At 35.0% G+C, this 18,232-nt stretch carries 17 protein-coding genes; 1 reads left to right on the forward strand and 16 read right to left on the reverse strand.

Translation table 11 applies throughout. The annotated features are described in order from the left end of the window. Positions 1-10: 10 nt before the first annotated feature. The 8 genes from EV693_RS05345 to EV693_RS05380 form a co-directional block, all read right to left on the reverse strand. Positions 11-613 carry a NapC/NirT family cytochrome c gene (locus tag EV693_RS05345; protein ID WP_132501334.1) on the reverse strand — a complete coding sequence of 201 codons (603 nt, stop codon included), beginning with the start codon at positions 611-613 and terminating at the stop codon, positions 11-13. A 10-nt stretch (positions 614-623) separates the two neighbouring features. Further along, positions 624-1,019, reverse strand: coding sequence for a nitrate reductase cytochrome c-type subunit (locus EV693_RS05350; protein WP_424991509.1), 396 nt, complete (start codon positions 1,017-1,019; stop codon positions 624-626). Positions 1,020-1,078: 59 nt separating this feature from the next. Then, on the reverse strand, positions 1,079-1,960 hold the full coding sequence (gene napH / locus EV693_RS05355) for a quinol dehydrogenase ferredoxin subunit NapH (protein ID WP_132501336.1): 882 nt from the start codon (positions 1,958-1,960) through the stop codon (positions 1,079-1,081). Continuing rightward, complete coding sequence (napG, locus tag EV693_RS05360) at positions 1,960-2,706, reverse strand: ferredoxin-type protein NapG (protein ID WP_132501337.1); 747 nt, start codon at positions 2,704-2,706, stop codon at positions 1,960-1,962. The genes napH and napG overlap by 1 nt, the downstream gene beginning before the upstream one ends. Positions 2,707-2,804: 98 nt before the next feature. Then, complete coding sequence (gene napA, locus EV693_RS05365) at positions 2,805-5,288, reverse strand: nitrate reductase catalytic subunit NapA (RefSeq protein WP_132501364.1); 2,484 nt, start codon at positions 5,286-5,288, stop codon at positions 2,805-2,807. 29 nt (positions 5,289-5,317) lie between these two features. Next, positions 5,318-5,611: a chaperone NapD gene (locus EV693_RS05370; RefSeq protein ID WP_132501338.1), complete on the reverse strand. Its 294-nt coding sequence runs from the start codon at positions 5,609-5,611 to the stop codon at positions 5,318-5,320. Positions 5,612-5,886: 275 nt separating this feature from the next. After that, positions 5,887-6,012: a type B 50S ribosomal protein L36 gene (gene ykgO / locus EV693_RS05375; RefSeq protein WP_132501339.1), complete on the reverse strand. Its 126-nt coding sequence runs from the start codon at positions 6,010-6,012 to the stop codon at positions 5,887-5,889. 3 nt (positions 6,013-6,015) lie between these two features. Then, on the reverse strand, positions 6,016-6,288 hold the full coding sequence (locus EV693_RS05380; protein ID WP_132501340.1) for a type B 50S ribosomal protein L31: 273 nt from the start codon (positions 6,286-6,288) through the stop codon (positions 6,016-6,018). Between the two features lie 170 nt (positions 6,289-6,458). On the opposite strand from EV693_RS05380, the gene rpe reads away from it, so the two are divergent. Then, on the forward strand, positions 6,459-7,136 hold the full coding sequence (gene rpe, locus EV693_RS05385) for a ribulose-phosphate 3-epimerase (RefSeq protein ID WP_132501341.1): 678 nt from the start codon (positions 6,459-6,461) through the stop codon (positions 7,134-7,136). A 132-nt stretch (positions 7,137-7,268) separates the two neighbouring features. Here the strand turns inward: rpe and mutL are convergent, their stop codons facing one another. The 8 genes from mutL to fabA all read right to left on the reverse strand — a co-directional run bounded on the left by mutL (position 7,269) and on the right by fabA (position 18,217). Continuing rightward, complete coding sequence (mutL, locus tag EV693_RS05390; protein ID WP_132501342.1) at positions 7,269-9,080, reverse strand: DNA mismatch repair endonuclease MutL; 1,812 nt, start codon at positions 9,078-9,080, stop codon at positions 7,269-7,271. 139 nt (positions 9,081-9,219) lie between these two features. Continuing rightward, positions 9,220-12,165 carry a pitrilysin gene (gene ptrA / locus EV693_RS05395; protein ID WP_132501343.1) on the reverse strand — a complete coding sequence of 982 codons (2,946 nt, stop codon included), beginning with the start codon at positions 12,163-12,165 and terminating at the stop codon, positions 9,220-9,222. After that, entirely contained in the window at positions 12,162-15,419 is a 3,258-nt protein-coding gene (gene recC / locus EV693_RS05400; RefSeq protein WP_132501344.1) for an exodeoxyribonuclease V subunit gamma, read from the reverse strand. The genes ptrA and recC overlap by 4 nt, the downstream gene beginning before the upstream one ends. 12 nt (positions 15,420-15,431) lie before the next feature. After that, on the reverse strand, positions 15,432-15,767 hold the full coding sequence (locus EV693_RS05405) for a DUF5374 domain-containing protein (RefSeq protein WP_132501345.1): 336 nt from the start codon (positions 15,765-15,767) through the stop codon (positions 15,432-15,434). Further along, a complete protein-coding gene (locus EV693_RS05410) occupies positions 15,757-16,416 on the reverse strand; it encodes a DUF2572 family protein (protein ID WP_132501346.1) in 660 nt (219 codons plus the stop codon). Before EV693_RS05410 ends, EV693_RS05405 begins: the two co-directional genes overlap by 11 nt. Positions 16,417-16,425: 9 nt before the next feature. Further along, the gene (locus tag EV693_RS05415; RefSeq protein ID WP_132501347.1) at positions 16,426-17,112 is read right to left on the reverse strand and encodes a hypothetical protein; all 687 of its coding nucleotides are present in this window, start codon (positions 17,110-17,112) and stop codon (positions 16,426-16,428) included. Beyond that, complete coding sequence (locus EV693_RS05420; protein WP_243694581.1) at positions 17,075-17,593, reverse strand: pilus assembly FimT family protein; 519 nt, start codon at positions 17,591-17,593, stop codon at positions 17,075-17,077. Before EV693_RS05420 ends, EV693_RS05415 begins: the two co-directional genes overlap by 38 nt. A 93-nt stretch (positions 17,594-17,686) precedes the next feature. Continuing rightward, positions 17,687-18,217: a bifunctional 3-hydroxydecanoyl-ACP dehydratase/trans-2-decenoyl-ACP isomerase gene (gene fabA, locus EV693_RS05425; protein WP_132501348.1), complete on the reverse strand. Its 531-nt coding sequence runs from the start codon at positions 18,215-18,217 to the stop codon at positions 17,687-17,689. Positions 18,218-18,232: the final 15 nt, after the last annotated feature.

Raw genomic sequence — 18,232 nt, forward strand, 5'->3', positions numbered from 1 at the left:
TCCATTTTGGTTACTCTTCCTTCTCCGATTTTGGAGTAAAGCTAGAAGGTACATTGCCCATATGTGGTAGGCTATGTGCGATTCCTTTGTGGCAATCAATACAAGTTTTACCTTGTTGTTCTGCTAAATTGTGCATTTTCGCTGCAACGGTTTTTTGTTTGGTAAAATCCATATCTTCAAAATTATGGCAATTTCGACATTCTTGGGAATCATTCGCTTTCATTCTCTCCCATTCACGCTGTGCCATTTCTAGGCGATGTGCTTCAAATTTTTCTTTGGTATCTACCTTCCCTGTCAGGTGAGCAAACACCTCTCTTGATGCGACAATTTTTCGTTTCCATTTTGGAAAGAATTCGTGAGGTAAATGACAGTCTGCACAGTTTGCTTTTACACCACTGCGATTAGAGTAGTGTGGCGACATTCTATATTCTGGCACAACATCATTCATATGGCAGCTTGAGCAGAACGCTTCTGTATTAGTATGCTCTAGGCCTGCATTAAAGCCACCCCAAAATAAGATACCGCCAATTGCTGATAGGATAATGACGATACCAATACCTATTTTGCTTGGCGATTTAAACCAATGCCAGAATTTCTTAATGAATTGAATCATCTAAATTCTCCTAATTATTATGATAGCCAGGCATCGGCTTGAACTCATTTGGTACGATAGGCTCTACGTCTGCCATTGGAACGTGGCAAGAAAGGCAAAAATAGCGGCGAGGAGCTGTTTGTCCTGCAACAATATTACCGTCTCTGTCTGTAAAGTGTGTTGGGCTAATGCGTGTTGCACCTGTCATTCTAGAGGATTCTGCACTATGGCAAGTTAAGCACTGGTTTACATTTTTGGTTACTTGATAACCTTCAACACTGTGCGGTACCATTGGCGGCTGATTAACATAACTCAATGCAGCCAATTCTCTTTCTTTTGGTTTTAAATGAAATGCAGGGGCAACATTTTCGACTGAATCTTGGTAATTTCGTCCCAATGCCGATTGTTCTGTTGCCATAGCTGGCATTACAAGTAATGCTGATAACATTACAACTATTTTTTTCATTTGGTTCACTCCCAACAAATTTAATGAATTATTTTTACCGCAATTTGATTGCGATCAAAGCGATGCGTAAAGGTAAATACTTTTTCTGCACAAACATCGACGCAACGTCCACAGCTAATACAATCTTTTGAAAGTACAAGTAAATTTTCGCTATTTTTACCGTGAAGTGGATCACGCAACACTTGAGGTTCAGGGCATACGTTATAGCAATCCATACAATTATCGCATAACGCTCGATCAACTACTTTAATACGGACTAGGCTTTTGGCTCCAATGACACCGTATGTCGCTCCAATCGGACAGAGGTGTCCGCACCAGCCGTGTTCTGCTACTAATAAATCAAAGAAGAAAACCGCTAATACGACCCAAACTGTTGCTCCAAGGCCGTAAATTAATCCTCGTCCCAAAGCGGCAATAGGATTTATCCACTCCCAGAGCAATGTGCCACTCACCGCACTTCCTATTAAAATAACAGCTAAGACGATGTAGCGTAAATGACGAGGTATTTTTGTTGTCTGACGAATACCAAGCTTACGCCTTAACCACGCAGCACAGTCAGTGACTACATTTAGAGGGCAAACCCAGCCACAAAAAACTCTGCTCCCAACTAACGCATAAACGCTCACTACAATAACCGCTCCAATTAGCGTGGTGATTGTTGGTAAATAGCCTGTTGCAAGACTTTGTGCCACAATGAGTGGATCAGACATTGGGATAGTATCAAGCAGCAAGCTGCCTGAGTAATTACCTTTTAAGATCCAGTAATCAAAATAAGGTCCAGACCAAAACATCGCTAAAATGCTTAATTGGCTAAATCGGCGTAAAAACAAAAAACGGTTTGCATACCACATTCCCCATTTTTGTCTTGCTTCCCTACCTGCATATTTGGGTGAATTTGCCATTAAAATCCTCCCTCTGGAAGGCGAGTTGGCAAGGTGATAATCCCTTCAGGTGCAAGTGATTTACCCGCTTTCTCAGCCTCTTGCCAACCAAAACGATAATGTTCGCCAAGTACACCTTTTGCCAAAGTCATCGGTAAGACTTTGATTGCGGCTTCTTCAAGCACACAGGCCTGCTCACATTTTCCGCAGCCAGTACACGCCTCAGAATGCACCGTCGGAATAAAGACAGCGTGCGATTTTGTTCGCTCGTTTTGGTGTTGCTCTAGCGTGATCGCTTTATCAATCAATGGGCAAACTCGATAACACACATCACAACGCAGCCCCTGCCAATTCAAGCAAGTTTCGTGATCCAATAATACCGCCAATCCCATTCTAGAGTCATTGATATTATCTTGTGTTGCGTCTAATGCTCCACTTGGACACGCTTTAGCACAAGGAATGTCTTCACACATTTCACAGGGCTTATCTCGAGCAATAAAATAAGGCGTTCCTGATTCCATTGGCGAAATCAGAGAAGCCAAGTGCAACATCTCGTAAGGACACGCCTGTACACATTGACCACACCGAATACACGCTGAAGCAAAATCGTTCTCATTTGGCATTGCAAAAGGCGGGCGTAATGCTACCCCACCACGAGCAAGACTTTGATTTTGTTGTAGCCCAAGGATCAATCCTGCACCACACACCCCAGCTGTGGTGCGTGTCGCATTTTTTAGAAATTGGCGACGGTTTTGATCGAGTTTCATCGTGATAATTTAAATAGCGACTGATTAAACAAGCGGTCTCTTTTTATCAAAAATTTGCAAAATTTAGTGAGAAAAATACCGCTTGCTCTACTTGCTTGTTAAATTTTTTGTACTTTCACTGCACATTTCTTAAAGTCCGTTTCTTTCGAAATCGGATCAGTTGCATCAAGCGTTAAGAAGTTCGCCATTTGTCCCGCATCAAAGAATGTCGTGAAAATCAATCCTTCAGGGCATTTATTTCGTCCACGAGTGTCAATATGCGAAATCATTTCCCCACGGCGTGAAACCACTTTCACCTTATCACCGTGGCGTAATTTACGTTTTTTCGCATCTGTTGGGTGCATCCAGACCACGTTGTTTGGGAATGAACGGTGTAATTCTGGTACACGTCTTGTCATCGTCCCTGTATGCCAATGTTCTAACACACGTCCTGTGCAGAGCCACAAATCAAACTCTTCATCTGGAGACTCTGCTGGTGGTTCGTATGGTGCGGCTAAAATCACTGCTTTACCGTCTGGATAGCCATAAAAACGTACTCCTTCGCCAGCTTTCACATACGGATCATAGCCTTCACGATAACGCCATAAGGTTTCTTTGCCATCAACCACTGGCCAACGTAAGCCTCGCGCTTTGTGATAAAGATCGAAATCGGCTAGATCGTGTCCGTGTCCACGCCCAAATTCAGCATATTCTTCAAACAATCCCTTGTGTAAATAGAAACCGAAGTGGTGTGATTCGTCATTTAATTGATCAGCTGCTAATTCGCTTAATGGGAATCTATCAACCTTACCGTTTTTATATAACACCTCATACAGCGTTTTCCCCTTGAATTCAGGGTTTTTCTCTAAAATCTCAGCAGGCCACATTTCATCTGTCGTAAAGTATTTTGAAAATTCAACGAGTTGCCAAATATCAGACTTAGATTCACCTGGAGCTTTAACTTGCTGACGCCAAAACTGGGTTCGACGCTCTGCATTACCATAAGCCCCCTCTTTTTCTACCCACATTGCCGTTGGCAAAATCAGATCGGCAGTTAAGGCTGAGACCGTTGGATAGGGATCAGACACAACAATGAAGTTCCCTTCTTTACGCCACCCTGGTAAACGCTCTTGCTTAACGTTTGGTCCTGCTTGGATATTATTGGTACACATTGTCCAAAGCACGTTCATTTTGCCGTCATTTAACGCTCGATCCTGAGCAACCGTGTGATACCCCATCACATCTGACACAATGCCCGCTGGCACTTTCCAGATTTTTTCTGCTATTTCACGATGTTTGGGATTAGTAATCACCATATCGGCAGGTAAACGATGTGGGAAGCACCCCACCTCTCGTGCAGTGCCACAAGCCGAAGGCTGCCCTGTTAATGAGAATGGTCCATTACCTGGGAGAGAGATTTTACCCGTGAGTAAGTGCATATCATAAATAAGCTGGTTTACCCAAACGCCACGAGTATGTTGATTTACCCCCATTGTCCAAAGCGACATCACTTTGCGATCTTTATTGGCAAACTCTTTGGCGATAATTTCTAATTGATGAACAGGTACGCCAGATAATTCGGACACATATTCAGCGGTGTATTCTGATACTAATGCTTTTAGCTCTTCAAACGAAGAATCGTGCATTTTCCCTGCAGTTTTTACATTTTTAGCTGCTTTTTCAAGAGGGTGTTCAGGGCGTAAACCATAACCAATATCTGTTTCAGCACGCTTGAATTTAGTGTGCTTGTTCACAAAATCCCAATCAATTGCATCATGTTGAATTAGATAATTGATGACATAGTTGATGATCGCTATATCCGTATGCGGCTTAAAAATAATCGCAGTATCCGCTAATTCAAATGAACGGTTTTCATATGTTGATAATACAATGACTTTGGCATTTGGGTGAGACAGACGGCGTTCAGAAATACGAGACCACAAAATTGGGTGCATTTCTGCCATATTTGAACCCCACAAAATGAATGTGTCGCCGTGCTCAAAGTCATCATAACAACCCATCGGTTCGTCCATACCAAAAGTACGCATAAAGGCAACAGCTGCAGATGCCATACAATGGCGAGCATTGGGATCGATATTATTAGAACGGAAACCCGCTTTCCATAGTTTCACCTTAGCATAACCTTCAAAAATCGTAGTCTGTCCAGAACTGTACATACCCACAGCATTTTTGCCATTTTTTGCCATTGCAGCTTTAAATTTTTCCGCCATAGTTTGGAATGCCATATCCCAAGAAATACGAGTAAATTCGCCATTTTTGTCGTACTTTCCATCAGTCATTCTTAACATTGGGTATAACAGACGATCTTTACCATACATAATTTTGGGTAAAAAATATCCCTTAATGCAATTTAATCCACGATTAACAGCTGCCTCAGGATCGCCTTGAGAAGCCACCACTCGCCCATCTTTCGTACCGACTAGAACCCCACAGCCTGTTCCACAAAATCGACAAGTTGCCTTATCCCATTTGATCGCATTATCTGCAGCTTCTACATTTTTGACAGGGATTGCCAGCCCTGCAGCCACAGCTGCTGCGGCTGTCGCATTCGCCTTCATAAATTCACGGCGACTTAAATCAATCGTCATAATTTTCCCCACAAAGATTATTGTTAAACTGTTACTTCATCTTGTTCGTGGTAGATCAACGAGAGATCTAACACGCCATCAAAATCACGAGCTTTTTCCATATTATCCAGTAACACTTGTTGATCATCAGATTGCATAATGACAACTAATTTACCTTTTCCAGCCTCTTCAAGTGGAATATCAGTGTGCTCAATGGCTAACAACGCATATTTGACCTGTTCCATTTTGGTAATCTCAGCTTGAACCACTAAACCACAAACGTGCCAGTGGCTGTCTTTTGTATTATCGTATTTTTTTGTTTCTTGATGATTATTCATTTATAGATAGCCTATTTATTTAATGCGTTAAGCGGTCTCAAAAACCGAAAATTTTGCAAAATTGCTCTAAATTACGCTAATTTAATCGCTTTTTAATCATATAGAAAAATTTTAAGTTGTATTATAACAAGTCAAAAATGGAGCTGAACTTAGTTGAGGAAGTAATGTTAGTTTATTTGATTACGATCAAGGAATGGCAACTAATTTATATAAAATATAGTTGCCATTGTAAATGAATACTAGTTTTTAATTAACATCTTTTTAACGTTTTATGACTAACGTTGGCGGGCTTTGAAACGAGGATTGGTTTTGCAAATAACGTATAATTTTCCCTTACGTCTCACAATCTTACAATCGGGGTGGCGTGATTTTGCACTTTTGAGTGAATTGACGATTTTCATTTACTACTCTCCTTTCCTAGTTAAACTAGCAATCCCTTTAAAACGCTGATTAAACTTACTCGCTCGTCCTTCTGTACTTGCCTCTCGACGTTTACCTGTATAGACAGGGTGAGACGCAGAAGACGTATCAAGCGGATAAAATGGATATTCTTTGCCGTCTTCCCATACCATTGTTTTGGTAGTTTTCGCACAAGAACGAATAATCCAGCCTTGCTGGACGCTGCCGTCGTAAAATAACACTTCACGATAATTTTCTGGGTGAATCCCTTTTTTCATTTTGACTCCATTAACCATAATTAAATTGTGGAAAAATATAATGCCTGATAATGTAATTTATTTCTACAATTTTTTTATGGTTTTTGTTGTTTTTATCATCAAAAATATCAAGAATATGGAAATTGTGGTAGGCTATGTACCACTTTTAATTATTCAATTCGGAAATCATAATGTCTAAACAACCCTATTTAATTGCTCCTTCTATTCTTTCTGCTGATTTAGCTCGTTTAGGTGATGATGTTAAAGATGTACTTGCAGCAGGTGCGGATTTAATTCATTTTGATGTGATGGATAATCACTATGTACCAAACCTCACATTTGGACCCGCCTTATGCCAATCATTGCGAGAATATGGTATTCAATGCCCGATTGATGTACATCTGATGGCGAAACCTGTTGATCGCTTAGTCCCTGATTTTGCCAATGCTGGTGCAACCAGTATCACATTTCACCCTGAAGCCAGTGAACATATCGATCGTAGTTTGCAGCTCATTCGAGATCACGGCTGTCAAGCAGGACTCGTATTTAACCCAGCCACACCATTAAGCTATTTAGATTATGTAATGGATAAAGTGGATATTATTTTATTGATGTCAGTCAACCCAGGTTTTGGCGGACAGCAATTTCTGCCTTCAACGTTTGCCAAATTGCAACAAGTTAGACACCGCATTGACGAGAGCGGCTATTCCATTCGCCTTGAAGTTGATGGCGGAGTAAAAGTCAATAACATAGCGGAGATTGCTAAAGCAGGTGCAGATATGTTTGTCGCAGGCTCTGCCATTTTTGACCAGCCAGACTATAAAAAAGTGATTGATGCAATGCGTACAGAGTTAGGGAGAGCTGGATAATAGCGTATCTTATCTTTTTAGATAGAATTGAAATATGCAAACAATATTTTTCCCCAATCCTAAGAACAATGCTCCATTTAGAAATAGAAGAACAAACGAAAATGGAGGGGAATTTTGCTACCCAAAAAATCCCTAAATTTGTGGTAAAAATAGCGAAAAATCGAGAGCTATTTTTAATTGTTCGAGATCCATTTTTGCATTTTGTTCTACTTCGGCTAACCAAGTAACTGTTTCAGACAGGCTGTAAGTGGTTGGTAAATCAATAAAGTTTGCAAAAAATTGGCTTAAATTCACCGCTACCGAACTATCAGTTTCTAAGGTGCTGAGGGCAGAAAGCAGCAGTTGTTGGATATTTTGCTCTCTTAAAACTGCTGGCACTTGATCAAATGAAAGACGAGTCTGACCTTGCCACTGCTTTTCTTGAAACTGAAATCCGATGTTGGAGAATTGTGACTGTAGTGTTTGCCAATTTTTTGTTTGAGATGGATCTAGAGTTAAGTTTAGTGGGATAAGTAATCTTTGGCTGTTATTTTGATTTAGCTGCACTTGCAAGCGTAAACGAGCTAGTTTTTCCAGTAAAATGAGGGAAAAACTTTCGCCTTGTTTTAAAAGTACGGCTTGATTTTGCACTATTGCTAGTGCTTGTAGATATTGGTTATCGCCTTGTGTAGTTGGTAGGTCTTTCAGCATTTTAGGGGAGGCTGGAGTGATAGAATGAGAAATGATATCAATAGAGGCAGGAGTGTGTAATAGTTTGCTTTCTTCTTTGTATCCAAGCAATTCTCCATACAATTTCTGTGTTGTTTGGGCGACTTGAAGCGAAGACGAAAAAATATTTTTGCCAGAAGCAGAGCGATTTTTCGAAGTAAAGCTGTGAGTATCTTTATGATACACTGGCGCTGGCTCATTTAAGTCATCAGTCCATTGAGGAGCAACTTGGTTTTGTAGGGCGTTTAATACTCCTTGGAAAATAAAGTCGTGAACTAGACGAGCTTGATGAAAGCGTACTTCGTGCTTTGCTGGGTGTACATTCACATCAACCATTGTGGGATCAAGTTCTAGAAAAAGCACAAAAGCAGGATAATATTCTTTTGGAAGGCTCTCTCCAAAAGCTTGACGAATGGCGTGGTTAATCGTTTTATCTCGCATCATTCGTCCATTCACATAACTATAGCAAAAGTCATTTTGTCCTCTTGCCAACAAAGGCGAGCCAACCCAGCCGTGCAAGTGTAAATCGCCGTGTTGCCAATCTATATAATTTGCCTTGGCAATAAAATCCTCGCCACAAATGGCTGCTACACGCTTTTGTAATTGAGAAACGGAAAAATCGGTAACTTTACGATATTGGCGAATCATTTTGCCATTATGAGATAAAGTAAAACTGACTGCTGGTTTTACGAGTGCAATACGACGAACAATTTCATCAATATGCATAAACTCAGTTTTATCTGCACGAAGAAATTTTTTGCGTGCTGGGGTGTTAAAAAATAGATTAGCCACTTCAATCGTTGTGCCTACAGGGTGCGAAGCTGGTTGAATCTCAACCTGCATTTCACGCCCTTGTGCGTATGCCTGCCAAGCCTCTGTTTGATCTTCTGGACGAGAGGTTAGCGTTAAACGAGAAACGGAACTAATACTAGCTAACGCTTCGCCACGAAAGCCTAAACTTAAAATTGCCTCTAAATCTTCAAGACAAGAAATTTTACTAGTTGCGTGGCGAGCCAAAGCTAAAGCCAAATCTTGCTTAGCGATACCACAGCCATTATCACGGATTTTTATGAGCTGCGTCCCTCCTTTTTCAATTTCAATCGAAATTTGGTTTGCTCCTGCATCAAGACTATTTTCAAGTAGCTCTTTAACAACAGAAGCAGGGCGTTCGACTACCTCACCTGCAGCAATTTGATTAGCAAGCAATGGCGGCAAAATTTGGATCAAATTTGGCATACTTCTCTGATTCTTCTCCGACTAACCCAATAACAACATAGGAAGATAAAGCATAAACATTTCTCATTGCAAAATTCTAACATAATTTAACCGCTAGTAAGCGGTTAAATGTAGATAAAATTTTACGAATTATTTACTATCAATCATAGTGCTTAATTGAAAATTCTTTTTGTAATGCTTCGATACTATTTATTTGTTCAAATCCTTTTAATTGTGCAGGTTGATTAATTGTTTTATTCGTACCGATAGTTTGGCTGGCGAAAATAAAACTATTTTTATCTATAACTGCATTCTTATAGAATATAATTACCTCATCTTTAGTTAGTTTTTTAATATGTTCAATTAATTTCTGTTTGCGATCAAAAGAATGATTTCCTCGTAAATAATCTAACATAAAATCACTAAATTCTTCTGAAAGAGATTCAGGTTTATATTGTAGTATTTCTAATAAACTTGTGCGATATTGTTCAAATTCTTTTTCTGGTAAATTCACTAGCTTGTGTAGTGTTTCATCAAAAAATCGTTGATTATGCTCCATTATACTTGCTGCTGATACTGTAGGACTTTGTACGGAAAATTGTATCCCTGATGTTTTACCAATTTGAGTATTATTTGCATAAACTACATAGCCTAATTGTTTATCAGTACGTAAATCATCAAAATACCAACGAGAGATAATGCCTCTTAATAATATTGCTCGGCTTAGACCTTCAAATTCTCCATAATAGTTAGGGAAAAAAGAGATAACAAAACCGTTATCTTCGTGTGAAATAGACTTAATGTAATTTATTTTACGCTGACTATTATTAATATCAATATATCGTCCATATCCCTTATTTTTATTACTATTTCTCACTAGTTTTGATAAATTTTCTGTGATACTGATAACTTGTTCATCAGATAAATTACCGACAGAAATTCCCTTCAAGTAAGTTGCATTATTTAACAGGTTTTGACGGGTATTTTTTATATCATCAATAGTGATTTGATTAATGGTTTCTCGCTTTTTATCAATTTCAAAATAAGGATATGTTGAAAAATTTGATATTGCAAAATTTGCTTGTCTTAATGCATTTTCTTTTTCATCTTTATCAAGCTTTTCTAAAAAACGCTGTTTTGCTTGCAATAATATTTCAGGTGTGATTTCAAATTGACTAAACCCAGCGATCATATCTTGTAATAATTTCCCAATATTTTGTGTATAACCGTTTACACTCAATGTAATACCATTATCTTCAGTAGATAAGTCAGCTTTCATACCAGCAACAGAAGTTTGAAACATCAATTTAGCTTGTGATAACTCATTCATATAGCCCAACAGTGCTGCACTTATTTTCGGTTTTAATTCGTTATTCTCTGGTAAATTTATAAAACGAATATCTACTTCTGCTTTGGGTTCGTTAGAGAAATAATAGCTTGGCATCGCATAAATTTCTGTTCCTTTCTCTTGCTTTATAAATGCTGGCTTTTGACGTTTTTCATTTATTGAGATAAGAGAAAAATCCTTTGCAAAATAAGGATTTAATTCAGGTAATTTAATCTCTGGATTACTACTGAAATCTAGCCATTTTTGTTTTTGTTCTTGAGTAATATTTTGTACACTGTAGGGAGCTTCAAAATATTGTGTTTTCTTATCTGTTTTAGCATTTTCATCAATCAGTATCACTCGTAAATTATCTACTGTCATTCCAGATAATTTATCTAAAATAGCTTTTTTATCTATGTTACTAATAGTATAAGGTTGATCAATAATATGCTCAATTGGATATTCCAACATTTGACTTACTAGATAAGCAATATAATTCCCATTTTTTTCAACCTGTAAATGTTCAAAATCCTGCCTAGCATTTTCTTTTAATTCATCAAAATAGCTTTGTTTAATACCTTCTTGACTTATTTTTTTAACTTGTTGGAATACTAGAGAAATAATCTTATCTTTTTCTTTTAGCCCTTTGTCAGTTAATTCTATATAAAATGAGAAATCTCCCCTATCTCGGCTGATATCTGGGGTATAATCTATTTCTACGCCACTGTTTGACAACCCATTTTTAATTAAATAATCAGATAATGTGCCATCAGTGTTGTTGCTAAATAAATAGGATAAATATCTTCCTGTTTTATGTTTAAATGCTTGTTTATCTTCTGGGTAGTCAAAGGATAAAACGAGCATTTTTGTCGGCTTGACAGGTTTATAATTGATCCAAATACCTTTGTCTTCTTTTCTTAAAAAAGGGACATTCACTTTAGGCTCTGAAATCTGTTTATTTTCTATTTTCCCTAATGTATTTGTTGCTAATTTAGCTAGTTCATCAATAGATAAATTAGAATATAAAACAGCTTTCATTAAATTTGCGGAATAATAGTCGTCATAGAATTTCCGCAATTCATCTTGTAATTTACTCTCTGGTTTATCTGATAGGGTAACGTGATTGCCTACCGCAAATTTTGTTCTTGGGTGCTGCGGATTGGAGGTTGCTAAATTTACATCTTGGATTAAAAACCCATCACTTGATTTGGCTCTTACCATTTCTGCATTAACTGCATCTATCTCTTTTTTAGCATTTTTTTCAGATAGGAGCGGTTGAGCAAATGTGTCTGATAAACGATCTACTGCTTCGCTAAATGCTTGATGATTTACCTCAAGATAATATACTGTTTTGTCAGGCGCGGTATAAGCATTATTATATCCTCCATTTTTAGTTAGAAAATTATCTAAACTATTCGTTTGAGGATATTTCTTCGATCCCATTAGGATCATATGCTCAAGATAATGGGCTAGACCTTGCTGTAAAATCGGATCTTCCATAGAGCCAACAGGCAAGCCAACAGACATTAAGGATTTGTTTGCATTTTTATCTGAAATTAATAATACCTCAATACCATTATTTAATTTAATACCTTGATAAACAGCGTGATCTGTAGGACTTTTATTAATTACTTTATTAATTAATTGATAGTCCAATTGATTTGTAGCAGACCGTCTATTTTCTATAGACGGTTTCACCTCTGCCAAAGTAATACTAGGATAGGTTGAAACAAGGTAAATAGTTGTAAATAGTGTGTAAGTTAGAATGTTCTTTTTCATATTTTCTCCCTAATATGATTTATCATTTTTTCAAACCATAACAATGTATGGAGGTGAATATCATTATCATTAATTTCTTCTATTTGTGCAAGTATTCTACAAAAATAAAGATCTTCTGCTAGTATTTCTTTATAAAAATTTTTAGGTGTACTACCTGTAGAAACGTGCTTGATATACTTATGAATATTTTTATAAATCACTAACTGAGGTTTGCTAAAAGAAGATAGATAATCTTGCAGATACAACATAACCTGATCTTTTGCTATAGATTGATCAATGGGATTAAATTGTAACGTCTTCACTTCGCTGTGATTTAAATAGAAAAAACTAAACTCATCTATATTAAAATGAATTACATTTAATATCAAATAATATATCCAAGCTTCGATAATATCTTTATCTCTTAACTTACCCGTTCGCCATAAAATAATTCTATTATTTATATTATTTGGTATATTTCCAAATAATTTTATAATTTTCCCGTAAATTTCTAGTGTAATGTTAATTTCAATATTTTTCGCAGAATTTAGCTCATATTGAGATAATTTAATATTTAATAAATTAATTAATCTACTTAATTCAGTTTCAGAAATTTTTCCAAAGTTACAAGCGGGTAATTCACCTTTAAGTTTGGCATTTTTAAAGAAGTTATGATAAGTATCTTCTTCTGTTTCAGAAAGTGCATGAAGCAAAGAATATTTTTCTAAATTTGATAACTGAAAAGATTCAGATATTTCAAAGTTTGTCTCATAAGTCTCAAATTTAATCCCTAATCTATGATTAAAGAAAAATTTAATTGGATTCTGAATATAGTTAATTAAATCAGTAATATTTATAGTATCAATATTTCCATTTTTATTATCAATTAATATCTCTTTATTTTTTTGATTTAGTGGCTTTTTGGTATTAACCCACTCTTTATTATATGAAATATGTTCAGTAAAGTTCTTTTTACTAAATACAGATATAGGATGTTTAATGATTTTATGTGAAAAGCCATTTTGGCTATTTTCATTGATATAATCAATGAGTTGTGAGACTAAAATAGAAGGTAATTTCTCATTATTATTGATAATAGATTGTCCAATATAGCTCATATAAAATATTTTTTGAGCAGATAATAGTGCCTCAAGAAATAAATAACGATCATCATCACGTTTGGCTCGATCTCCTTTTTGCGGTGCATATTGCATTAAGTCAAAATGATCTTTGAGATATGGACGAGGAAAATCTCCTTCATTCATACCTAATAAGCAAACTACCTTAAATGGAATTGCCCGCATAGGTAAAAATGTACAAAAATTTACTTTACCAACTAAAAAATTAAGTTGATCACGCTGCTCACTCAATTCTCGTTCAAATAATGTTGAAATAATATCAATTTCTATTTCTTCATCAAAATTTGCCTGTTTCATTCTTTCAAAAATATTATCAATTATCTGTTGTAATTGAAATAAAGCGACATTGTTTTCTGTATTTCCTTGATAAAATTGCTCTATTAAAAGCATTAATCTAGACTTCCACTCTGAAATGACGTATGCTTCTTGAATAAAGTGATGCCAAGCGGTTAAATTTTCCATAAATTTTGCAAGAATACCAGATAATTCTGCATTTAAACCATAACTTTCATTAATGGCAATAATCTCTTCCCAATGCATTTCTGATTGCAAGCTTATCCCAAGCAATAAACGATTTATTCCATTTTCCCAAGAATTATAATTTTTCCATTTATTTTCATTAATATTTTCTCCTAAACGAATACCTGCTAATTTTATCCACTCTTTTAATTTTATTAGATCTGTTTCCTTTAATTGATATTTTTCTCTAACTGCGGTGACATCTAATAATGAGTATATTTTCTCTACATTAAAATGACTTTCTTTTAGAGTTAAAAGAGTCAGAAAACTAGCAATGATAGGGTTAGTATTTTTAAGTTTTTGATCTGATAAACTAAATGGAATATAACGTTTATCAAAATTTTTTCCATTATGTTGATAACATTCAAAAACAGCATTGATATAAGGAGTATAACTATCAATATCTGGTGATAAGACAATGATATCATTAGGTGACATATTAGGATATTCTTCAAATAGAGATAATAGATAATTATGTAATACTTCTACCTCTCGCATTTTACTATGACAAGAATGAATTTGGATAGAGCCATCTTTTGGCTTTATCTCAAAACTGGATTGGTATTCATAGTTTAAAATAGCATACTTGACGCTATTTAATAAGTTATCTCTCGCTGCTTCTGTATAAAAAGTTATTTCATTGGGTTCATTATCAATCAATAAATTTAAGAATTCTTTTCCTTGTTTTCCCCAGATAGATAATAAAGGATTACCTTGATCTTTATATAGATTATTCATATCTTGATGATCTAATGACTGTTTAAGCGTGATTTTTTCTATTATTCTATCTTCTTGGCTATCCCCCCAAAATATTTTGCTTGGGTTAGTAAAAAAAAGATGAATATGGCAATATTTTCCTAATTGATTTAAGATATTTAGTTGATTAATTGGCATTGATGATATACCAAATACAAAAATGCGTTTTGGTAATTTTTCAATTTCTTGACTAGATAGCTCAGATAATTTACTTAAATAATGTTGCTGTAAATAAGCTCTATGCGATGTATAAAAAATAAGATCATCTTCATCTTTTTTAACATCTTCAACCAAAGCATTCCATAAAATACTTTGCCACAAAAGTGTTTTAGGAATATTCTCTCTATCTTGATCGTTTAAATATGATGATTGGTTAATCTCATTAAAAACAGCCTGAATATTTCCTTGCTCCCAAAAAATTAACCAATGAGGACGATATACTAAATATTGGTCAAATAAATCTGCGACTTTACTTGCAAGCTGATATAGTTTGAATTGATTTTGTTCTTGTTCTGATAAGTAATAAGCAAGAGGCAGAAACTCTTCACACTCTAAATAGGTTGGTAATAAACGCATTAAACGCCAAACAATAATATCTTTACTAAAGCTGTTTTCTTTTGGAAGTTCAGGAAATAGCAATCTATACTGCTGCCACAAGAAGCTAGTTGGAAATGGGAATTGTAAATTGGCAGCAATGCCAGTTTCTCCAGCGATCTGCATTTGCAACCATTGTGCCATACCTACGCTTTGAACCAAAATTGTTTCAGCTTCAAAAGGATTCGGGTTTGGATCGCTCTTTAGAACATTAACCAATAAGTCTTTATGGTTGTATAATTGGTTAGAATAATAAACAGTAAACATAATAATTCTCCCTCACGGGTAGTTTACCTCTTTCTTTGCTTGTAATCTATCAGGTTTTGTTATTGTTACCTCTCCTGTTGGAAAATTAATGATTATCTTATTAGGCAAGTAGCAGGTGATATGGAATACGACATCATTTTGTTTAACACTCCTTTCACAAGGTAAATTTGCCATTTTTAATGCAATTTGATTTTCAGCAATTTGTAGGGCTTGTTGCTTTTGATAAATTAAATTAAGCTGCCTATTTTGTTGAGATTGCCACTTATTATAACTTAGATATAATATAGCAAATAAATTGACAGCGATAAGTAAAGCTATTCCACTGCTGGCATTTAATTTATTTCTCATTTGCCAATATGTTCCTTGAATTTGGTAAATATTCCCAAGTTGAAAAAATTTTCTCTAGATTATTAATTACTTTCCTATTAGATTTGATATACCTTGTAGGTTTATTTACATAGCTAGAGAAGACGGTTCCATTAACTTGCTTACCTGTGATTTCAAATAAATAGTCTGTAATAATAATGCCATAAAAATTTTTTAATAGTCTTTCTGATATTTCATTTTTTGCAATCACAATCTGAGGATTATTTTCAGAGCTATCAGGTAGATCACTTAATTTCTCAATATAAACAATAGGGGGATTATATTTTTCTAAATTTAACCAGTCTTTAATTTTATCTATTTGTATATACTTTGTTGTTTCTGGTTTCTTCTGTAAAAAAATACTATCAAATTTACAGTGAAAGCTGTAATGAATGTAATTTAGCTTAATTACTATACTTGTTTTCTTTTCTTGATTGCATAAGTTTTTCTCATTATTACGTGATAATATCTCTGATAATAATAATTTATCGTGAAGATAATCTTGTCGATATTTTAGAGAAGTTTTTTCCTGACTAAAAAACTTCTCTTTGTTTATAAAAAGAACAGAAAGTAAACTGCTAATCATTAAAAGTGAAACTAAAACTGTGTTTGAAGATATATATTTTTTCATTGCTTTTTTTTAATTGAATAAATAACTATAAGCGGAACTTTCATAATAAATATTAGGGTGTTTATGTGAAGATATAATTAAGTCTATCTTAATTAGATTATTCTTTATTATCGTAAATTTTAGGTGTTCTACGTTAATATCTGAATATTCTGACAATCCTCGCCATTTTCCTTGATTGCATTGGCGTAATAATTTTTGACACTCAATTAAACTACATTTCTTTATACTGTCATCTTCATAAATATAAATCGCTTTATTTTTTAATTTAAATCCAAAGAATTCCTTACTAACATCGTTAGTAATATTTAAATCTCCTTTTGTACATTGATTTTTATTTCGCCTTTCGCCAATACAGCCATCTCCATTTAAGTCATAATAAAACATTAAACAGTATGAAGAGTTTAGCGAATAACTTTTATTATTTAGGAATAGGTGTATATTGCTTTTTTCTCTAAAACTTCCTTGATAACCAATATGCTGAATATGTTGCTGTAAATGTGCTAGTATATGATATGAATGAGATTGTAAATTAAATAACTCTCTTTGTTTATTCTGCATATAGTAAAAATCACTAAAAAGCCTAGCGGCAAATAGTAAAATAAATGTACTTAATGCGGTTGTTATTAGTACTTCAATAAGAGTAAAGCTGTGTAATGACTTAACGACAGCTTGATTTTTTATTCTTTTGAATAACATTAATTGCTCCATTCTGATTAAATTGTAGAACCTCTTGTTTATTATTTAATACAATGCCCAAACATTTAGCATTTAATCGATCAGAATAACCATCAATATTAGTGAATACTTTGGGATACAGACTATTACTATTTAATTTCAAATCACGATAATACGGTTCATAGAGATAATATTCATTATTTTTACATAATATGTGATTAAAACAATCACAACTTACTTGCTTGTCATCTAATTTTAATACTGCAATAACGCACCAATTCTTTTTAATCTCATCTTGATTAATACTAATTGAGTAGTTTTGTTTTGAATAGCGTGCTTTCGTTCTAATCTGGTAAATAAACGACTTGAGATTATCTATCTCTGACTGAATGATAACGTGATCTTGAATGCGAAAAAATACTGTAGAAAAGGAATAGAGAGAAAGAGCGGTAATAAATAAGACAGTAATTATTTCAATTAACGTAAATGCACGATACATCATATTCTCTCATCAAACTTGTTTCAGAGAGAATAATATCGGCTATTTATTAATGTTCAATTTTAGAATAGTATTTTTGCGATCTTAATCGCAAAACTAAAATGTAGTTGTATCTTGAAAAAGACCCACTTTAAGATCAGTTGCCGTGTAAATAACACGCCCATCAACCTCAACTTCACCATCACCTACGCCCATCACTAATTTACGATTAATCACACGTTTAATGTTAATTCTGTAGAGTACTTTTTTCGCTGTCGGTAAAATTTGCCCTGTGAATTTGACTTCACCAACGCCTAACGCTCTGCCTTTTCCCTTACCGCCAATCCAGCCAAGATAAAAACCAACTAATTGCCACATTGCATCAAGTCCCAAGCAGCCAGGCATTACAGGATCGCCAATAAAATGGCAGGCAAAAAAAGGTAAATCAGGGTGAATGTCTAATTCTGCCTCAATATAGCCCTTACCAAATAAGCCTTGATCATCATTAATTGTACTAATTCTATCAATCATCAACATTGTTGGTGCTGGCAATTGTGGACCTTCTTTTCCAAAAAGTTCTCCTCGTCCAGAAGCTAAAAGATCTTCATAGGAATAATTTGGCTTGATATTGGGTGTACAGTTGTTCATTATTTTTCTCCGAGC

Source organism: Nicoletella semolina, assembly GCF_004345745.1.
Lineage (GTDB): Bacteria > Pseudomonadota > Gammaproteobacteria > Enterobacterales > Pasteurellaceae > Nicoletella > Nicoletella semolina.

Bases quoted from the DNA above. Each gene is read 5' to 3' on its own strand.
- EV693_RS05405 (WP_132501345.1), bottom strand. From the start codon at position 15,767: ATGAGAAATAAATTAAATGCCAGCAGTGGAATAGCTTTACTTATCGCT.
- recC (WP_132501344.1), bottom strand. From the start codon at position 15,419: ATGTTTACTGTTTATTATTCTAACCAATTATACAACCATAAAGACTTA.
- fabA (WP_132501348.1), bottom strand. From the start codon at position 18,217: ATGAACAACTGTACACCCAATATCAAGCCAAATTATTCCTATGAAGAT.
- EV693_RS05370 (WP_132501338.1), bottom strand. From the start codon at position 5,611: ATGAATAATCATCAAGAAACAAAAAAATACGATAATACAAAAGACAGC.
- EV693_RS05380 (WP_132501340.1), bottom strand. From the start codon at position 6,288: ATGAAAAAAGGGATTCACCCAGAAAATTATCGTGAAGTGTTATTTTAC.
- mutL (WP_132501342.1), bottom strand. From the start codon at position 9,080: ATGCCAAATTTGATCCAAATTTTGCCGCCATTGCTTGCTAATCAAATT.
- EV693_RS05420 (WP_243694581.1), bottom strand. From the start codon at position 17,593: ATGATGTATCGTGCATTTACGTTAATTGAAATAATTACTGTCTTATTT.
- EV693_RS05350 (WP_424991509.1), bottom strand. From the start codon at position 1,019: ATGCCAGCTATGGCAACAGAACAATCGGCATTGGGACGAAATTACCAA.
- napH (WP_132501336.1), bottom strand. From the start codon at position 1,960: ATGGCAAATTCACCCAAATATGCAGGTAGGGAAGCAAGACAAAAATGG.
- EV693_RS05415 (WP_132501347.1), bottom strand. From the start codon at position 17,112: ATGTTATTCAAAAGAATAAAAAATCAAGCTGTCGTTAAGTCATTACAC.
- EV693_RS05345 (WP_132501334.1), bottom strand. From the start codon at position 613: ATGATTCAATTCATTAAGAAATTCTGGCATTGGTTTAAATCGCCAAGC.
- napG (WP_132501337.1), bottom strand. From the start codon at position 2,706: ATGAAACTCGATCAAAACCGTCGCCAATTTCTAAAAAATGCGACACGC.
- ykgO (WP_132501339.1), bottom strand. From the start codon at position 6,012: ATGAAAATCGTCAATTCACTCAAAAGTGCAAAATCACGCCACCCCGAT.
- rpe (WP_132501341.1), top strand. From the start codon at position 6,459: ATGTCTAAACAACCCTATTTAATTGCTCCTTCTATTCTTTCTGCTGAT.
- EV693_RS05410 (WP_132501346.1), bottom strand. From the start codon at position 16,416: ATGAAAAAATATATATCTTCAAACACAGTTTTAGTTTCACTTTTAATG.
- ptrA (WP_132501343.1), bottom strand. From the start codon at position 12,165: ATGAAAAAGAACATTCTAACTTACACACTATTTACAACTATTTACCTT.